Source organism: Aurantimicrobium sp. (assembly GCF_036667855.1).
In the GTDB taxonomy this organism is placed as follows: Bacteria; Actinomycetota; Actinomycetes; order Actinomycetales; family Microbacteriaceae; genus Aurantimicrobium.
The window spans coordinates 24111-30110 of the sequence record NZ_JAVWTF010000015.1 but is presented as its reverse complement, the minus strand read 5'-3'; the positions used below and the strand labels follow the sequence as shown (position 1 = coordinate 30110).

At 56.8% G+C, this 6000-nt stretch carries 6 protein-coding genes and 1 pseudogene; 2 read left to right on the top strand and 5 right to left on the bottom strand.

Annotation, left to right across the window (positions count from 1 at the left end; genetic code table 11):
• The 3 genes and pseudogenes from RR877_RS04855 to RR877_RS04845 form a co-directional block, all read right to left on the bottom strand.
• A pseudogene (locus tag RR877_RS04855) lies at positions 1-624 on the bottom strand (cysteine--tRNA ligase); the annotation flags it as partial.
• Between the two features lie 25 nt (positions 625-649).
• Positions 650-1825, bottom strand: a complete 1176-nt coding sequence (ispD, locus tag RR877_RS04850) for a 2-C-methyl-D-erythritol 4-phosphate cytidylyltransferase (protein WP_332627760.1) — start codon at positions 1823-1825, stop codon at positions 650-652.
• A gap of 27 nt (positions 1826-1852) precedes the next feature.
• Positions 1853-2335: a CarD family transcriptional regulator gene (locus RR877_RS04845; protein ID WP_110234421.1), complete on the bottom strand. Its 483-nt coding sequence runs from the start codon at positions 2333-2335 to the stop codon at positions 1853-1855.
• 192 nt (positions 2336-2527) lie between these two features.
• Here RR877_RS04845 and RR877_RS04840 point away from each other — a divergent pair, with 192 nt between their 5' ends.
• A complete protein-coding gene (locus RR877_RS04840; protein ID WP_332550936.1) occupies positions 2528-3022 on the top strand; it encodes a hypothetical protein in 495 nt (164 codons plus the stop codon).
• A 61-nt stretch (positions 3023-3083) separates the two neighbouring features.
• Here RR877_RS04840 and RR877_RS04835 read toward each other — a convergent pair whose 3' ends face one another.
• Positions 3084-3830 carry a phosphoglyceromutase gene (locus RR877_RS04835; RefSeq protein ID WP_110234426.1) on the bottom strand — a complete coding sequence of 249 codons (747 nt, stop codon included), beginning with the start codon at positions 3828-3830 and terminating at the stop codon, positions 3084-3086.
• Between the two features lie 24 nt (positions 3831-3854).
• On the opposite strand from RR877_RS04835, the gene RR877_RS04830 reads away from it, so the two are divergent.
• Entirely contained in the window at positions 3855-4688 is an 834-nt protein-coding gene (locus tag RR877_RS04830) for a class I SAM-dependent methyltransferase (RefSeq protein WP_332627764.1), read from the top strand.
• Here RR877_RS04830 and RR877_RS04825 read toward each other — a convergent pair.
• Entirely contained in the window at positions 4685-5833 is a 1149-nt protein-coding gene (locus tag RR877_RS04825) for a glycine cleavage T C-terminal barrel domain-containing protein (protein WP_332627759.1), read from the bottom strand. The genes RR877_RS04830 and RR877_RS04825 overlap by 4 nt on opposite strands.
• Positions 5834-6000: the final 167 nt, after the last annotated feature.

Below are 6000 nucleotides of genomic sequence, written 5' to 3'. Positions count from 1 at the left end.
GCGACCCACACCCCACGGGGACTTCCAGGAAGCCGACTCAGGGTCGCCTGCCTTGTGACCCTTCCACAGAGCAAAGTCTTGAGGAGCCTTCTTGCCACGTGGATCTGCATCTGCGGCAGCTTCCATTTCGGCAGGCTTCTGGTTGGTAAGTTCACCATAGTTAGACCACGAGGAAGTGTCGAAGTAGACGTCACCTGAGTTGTCTGCAGCAGGGTAAGCGTGGCCGCGCTCGATAAGGCGCTCAATGATCGCGATCATCTCAGGGATACTTGCGGTGGCACGAGGTTCGTATGTAGGGCGCTGAATGCCGAGCAGGTCATAGGCGGCAGTGAACTCTGCCTCCATGCGATAGGCCAGTGCCCACCACTCTTCAACGCCGCCAGCCTTGGCATTGTCGAGAACCTTGTCGTCGATATCCGTGACGTTGCGCACCAAAGTGACCTGGTAGCCCTCGTGGGTTAGCCAGCGGCGCAGCTGGTCATAGACCAGGGCGCTGCGCAGGTGTCCCACGTGGGGGCTCGACTGCACGGTGGGTCCACAAACGTACATTCCCACTCGACCTGGGGTCAGAGGAGAAAAGTCCCGAAGGGCTTGCTCCTTCGAGTCGAAAAGACGAATACTCACGTGTTTAGCCTACCTGCGAGCGCGCTTAGCGCTGGCGAACTAGGGCTGTTGCAATAGCGGCAACACCCTCACCACGGCCGGTGAAACCGAGGCCATCAGTCGTGGTAGCGGAGACAGAAACAGGTGCTCCAACCCACTCGGCCAGAACTGCCTGCGCTTCTTCACGGCGAGGACTAAAGCGAGGCTTGTTTCCGATCAGCTGCACCGAGACATTGATGGGTTCGAACCCAGCTGCAGCGAGCAGCTCGATGCTGCCATGAACAAAAACTTCACCTGAGGCATTGGCATAGGCAGGGTCAGCAGTGCCGAAGCGGGAACCAATGTCTCCCAGCCCGGCAGCAGAAAGCAGTGCGTCACAGATGGCGTGAGCCACGGCATCGCCATCGCTGTGGCCAGAGAGTTCTTTCTCTCCAGGCCAGTGCAAACCAGCAAGCCACAGGTTTTCAGCCTCGCCAAAGGCGTGAACATCGATGCCGGTGCCTACGCGGTGGGCATCAGGGATGCCACCAAGCACTTGGTGTGCACGGTTGAGATCCCAGGCGGTGGTGATTTTGAAGGCGACCTCATCGCCAGGAATGGTGGTCACTGCTCCCCCATTCGCAGCAAAGACTGCTGCATCGTCGGTGTAGTCAGAGGAACCAGCAGCGGCGTAAGCCGCTTCCAGTTCAGCACGAGGGAAACCCTGTGGAGTCTGAGCTGCACGCAATTGGTCACGATCAGCAATACCCAGCACACCGCCGGTGAGGTCAACCTGCTTGAGAGAATCCACAACTGGAAGTGCGGGAACGATACCTGAACTGGTCGCTTGCACGGCCATGTCCACATCAGCAAAGAGAGTGGTGGGAGTCAGCGCACGAGCAGCGTCATGCACGAGCACAACCTGAACCGAGGACTGGACAGCTGCAAGACCTGCAGCAACCGAATCATGACGAGTAGTGCCACCGGTGACGACAGAGACCAGTTCCCCTAAACCAGGAGCAACCTTGTGGGCAATTGCTTCGGCATCAGCAACAAAGTCTGCTGGGGCAACAACCACAACCTGCACCGGGTAGGGCAACAAGATGATCGAGCGCAATGAACGCTCAAGAAGGGTCTGACCAGCAAGGTCAACAAACGCCTTGGGAAGTGCAGCACCTAAGCGGGTACCACTTCCTGCGGCAACGACAATGACAGCCGTCGATATGTGCAGGTCACCAGACATGCTGAACTCGCCTGCCCACTCGCGTTGTTAGGACGCGAGAACCTCATCGAGGAAGTCAGAAGCCTTCTCTTCGTCGGTCTTCTTCGCCAGAGCAAGCTCGGAAATAAGAATCTGACGTGCCTTCGCAAGCATGCGCTTCTCACCAGCGGAGAGTCCGCGGTCCTGGTCGCGACGCCACAGGTCACGAACAACCTCAGAAACCTTGATCACGTCACCAGAAGCAAGCTTCTCCAGGTTCGCCTTGTAACGGCGAGACCAGTTGGTGGGCTCTTCGGTAAAAGGAGCACGCAGAACTTCGAAGACCTGCTCAAGGCCTTCCTTGCCGATTACGTCGCGAACACCCACGAGGTCAACGTTTTCAACAGGAACCTTCACAGTGAGGTCACCCTGAACTACGTGGAGGGTCAAATAAACCTTTTCAACACCCTTGACTACGCGCTTCTGTACTTCGGTAATCTTCGCTGCGCCGTGGTGAGGGTAAACAACTGTTTCGCCAACAATGAACTGCATAAGTGTGGAGCTCCCTAAAATCAATACCCAGTTTACCACGGCTTACTGACAGTCTTATCGGAGCCGACTTCCCACTGAGCGGTGCTGCATCTTCGGTCGTCAATGCCGCGATGCGATAAGCTCAAAGCGAAGATTTTTGCGGAATTTCTGCCCTGAATTGGGCGCCGCTCTCACACTCTGGAGGCTTTCGTCGTGAAGGTTCGTATTGTTGTCGCTGCTGCTCTTGCTGTTGGCGTTGCCTTGGGTACCGCTGGTTGCAACCTGATTCAGCCACAGGCCACAACAACCCCCTACGACGCAAGTGACGGCGTAGGCATCAACGTGGGCGACCTTGAGCTTCGCAACCTCATGATCATCAGTGACAATGGAGAAACAGGCAACCTACTTATGGGTGCAGCCAACTCGACCGGTGTGGATGTTGAACTTCACATTGGTTTCGTTTCCGGCGGCACTGTTGTTGACGGACACCTTGAGGTCCCCAGCAACGACAAGCAGGTCACCTCATGGGGTTCCGGTAGCGAAGACCGCATCATTCTCGGCGGCATCAACACCATTCCTGGTGGACTTCTCGAAGTAGCCTTCGAAGCTAACGGCGAGACCAAGACCGTTCTGGTACCCGTTCTCACCTCAGCTCAGCCTGAATATGAAGGTCTCGAGCCCAAGAAGGTCACCAAGATCTCTAAGTAATCGAATTACACCAAGAACACCCCCGGCCAGTGGCCGGGGGTGTTCTGCGTAAAGGCTGTGACTACTTCTTGTTGCCCTGAGCAGCAACAGCGGCAGCACCAGCTGCAGCAGCTTCAGGGTCGAGGTATTCAGCAGGACCAAGCGGACGGAAGTTTTCGTCCAGTTTGTACACCAGAGGAATACCGGTAGGAATGTTGAGCTCTGCGATGTCGTCGTCAGAGATGCCATCAAGGTGCTTAACCAGTGCGCGCAAAGAGTTGCCGTGCGCGGTGACCAGAACAGTCTTGCCTGCGGCAAGATCCTTGGTGATGTCTGATTCCCAGTAGGGAATCATGCGGTCAATAACGTCCTTGAGGCATTCTGTCGTAGGAATCGCGCCATCGATGCCGGCGTAACGCACGTCGTTGATCTGAGAGAACTCGTTGTCGTCTGCAATGGGTGGTGGTGGCACGTCGAAAGAACGGCGCCAGGTCTGGAACTGCTCGGGACCGTATTCAGCCAAGGTCTGAGCCTTGTCCTTGCCCTGCAGAGCACCGTAGTGACGCTCGTTGAGACGCCAGCTGCGCTTGACGGGGATCCAGAGACGGTCAGCGGTGTCCAGTGCGAGGTTTGCGGTCTGGATAGCACGGCTGAGGACCGAAGTGTAAAGAACGTCAGGAAGAACACCTGATTCTGCAAGAAGTTCACCAGCGCGCTTGGCTTCGCCAACGCCCTGGTCGCTCAGGCGAACATCAACCCAACCTGTGAACAGGTTCTTCTGGTTCCAGTCGCTATTACCGTGTCTCAGCAAAATCAAAGTGTGCGTCATAGCTCCAGTTTATTGGGTGGTTAACTGGTGAGCATGCCCGTGGGAAACATCACGCGTGGGACAACCAACGCCAATCGCTTGCGCCGAGTAGACCGGTGGATTCAAACCTGGCCTGCCCTGCGCACCACAAGTGACCCCCTCGTCATTGACTTGGGCTATGGCGCCAGTGCTGCCACCCCGGTCGAACTGGCCACCAGACTGCGCAAGACCAGGGCAGAGGTAGAGCTCCTTGGGCTGGAGATTGACCCCGAGCGCGTCACCATCGCGAAAGAGGAACTTTCCCGCTGGGAAAAAGAACACCTCATCACCTCCAACCAAGCACAGGGCATTTCTTTTGCTCGCGGCGGCTTCGAAATCCCCGTTGCAAAGAACAGGCAACCTGTCGTCATCCGTGCTTTTAATGTCTTGCGTCAATATGACGAGCCAGAAGTCCAAGGTGCCTGGGACATGATGGTCGCCCGACTTCAGCCTGGCGGTGTTCTGGTGGAGGGCACTTGTGATGAGATTGGCCGCATTTCCAGTTGGATTGCCATCACCACAAACGGCCCCCAAACCCTCAGCATTGCCCTCAAGCTCGACACCCTCGAGGTTCCCTCAATCGTGGCCGAGCGTCTACCCAAGGCACTCATTCACCACAATGTCCCCGGCGAGCGCATCCATGAGTTCCTCACGGCTCTGGATAAGCAGTGGCTCACTCATGCACCCTTAGGAAGTTTTGGAGCCACTCAGCGCTGGATTGCCACAGCCCAAGGCATGAAAGAAGCAGGGTGGCCCATCATTGGAAACAAGAGCCGTTGGCGTTTGGGTGAGATCACCGTCGCCTATGAGGCGGTCTCGGCAAATGCGAAGGCGAACTAGCCTTCACGCTTGACCGCACCGAGGCGTGGGAGCCTCGGAACGTTGGCGGTGCGACCAGCTTCCGGTGGAACGATAACCACCTGAGTTGCGGGAATACGTGTTCCCTCAGCATCAACGACAAGCTCTGACTCAGTGTTGGCATTGCGCTTCAAGATAGCCAGAGCAATGACGCCTTCTTCGAAATGGCGTGCAGAACTGGTGATGTGGCCAACCTCAGTTTCACCATCCAGCACTGCTGCACCGGCCTTGGGCAAAACAACGTCCACCCCATCCAGGCTCAGGAATGCCAGGCGGCGAGGTGGGTGGCCAAGATTGTGCACCTTGGCTACGGTTTCTTGACCTCGGTAGCAGCCTTTGTTGAGGTGGACGGCGGTGCGTAGCCAATCGAATTCGTGAGGCAAAGCGTTGTCATCGCCTTCAGTGGCGATGCGTGGACGCCAGGCAGCAATACGCAGGGCTTCGAAAGCATCGGTGCCCGCGAATGAGATCACTCCTGCGGTGGCCAGGTCAACTAATTCGTTCGCTGCACTGCGAGGAACAACAGCTTCGCTGTAGTTCCAGTGTGTGCCGGGGTGTTCTTGAGCTGAGTACTGCCAGCCACCTTCGGCGACGTCATTCCAGGGGTCGTGCCAGATCACGGGGACATCAGCAGGTTGAAGAATGAGCGGAACCAAAACGTCTGGAAGTTCACCGAAGTAACCGAGGGCGAGCATCTCTGCGCTGCGGTCAACGACCTCGACCTGCTTCATGAAGCGCATTTTGAGCAGCCACTTTGTCAGCTCAGCTGCTCGGCCTTCATCAACAAGGAGCCATGTGGTCTGACCATCTTCGAACACACGCATGGCGTGCTGAACGTGACCATGGGGGTCGAGCAGAAGTGTCTCTGCACTCTGACCGGGCTTGAGGTTGTCCAGGCGCTGACTCAGAAGAGAATCCAACCAGCCGAGTCGGTCCGGACCTAAAACTTCAATCACACCGCGATCAGAAAGATCAACAAGTGCACTGCCTGCGAGCAAGCTGCGCTGCTCAGTCAGGCTGTTGCCATAGGCGGAGGCAACGCCAGTAGCTCCGACAATTGCACCAGGAAGCGCCGTCAGAGGAGAGAGTGGCATGTCGCCGGAAGCCGACGAGGCATCGTCAGCCATGAGATGCGCTTAGCGCTGTCCCTTGAACAGCTTGTACACAACGATGCCGGAGATCCATGCGATTGCCAGACCGGCAACGCCCAGCAGGCCGATGAAGAAAAGTTCGAGTGCGAGAAGCATGTGACCATCATATTCCGAGGGTGGTCGTTAACCGGTAACTCGGCATT

Bases quoted from the DNA above. Each gene is read 5' to 3' on its own strand.
- ispD (WP_332627760.1), bottom strand. From the start codon at position 1,825: ATGTCTGGTGACCTGCACATATCGACGGCTGTCATTGTCGTTGCCGCA.
- RR877_RS04845 (WP_110234421.1), bottom strand. From the start codon at position 2,335: ATGCAGTTCATTGTTGGCGAAACAGTTGTTTACCCTCACCACGGCGCA.
- RR877_RS04835 (WP_110234426.1), bottom strand. From the start codon at position 3,830: ATGACGCACACTTTGATTTTGCTGAGACACGGTAATAGCGACTGGAAC.
- RR877_RS04825 (WP_332627759.1), bottom strand. From the start codon at position 5,833: ATGGCTGACGATGCCTCGTCGGCTTCCGGCGACATGCCACTCTCTCCT.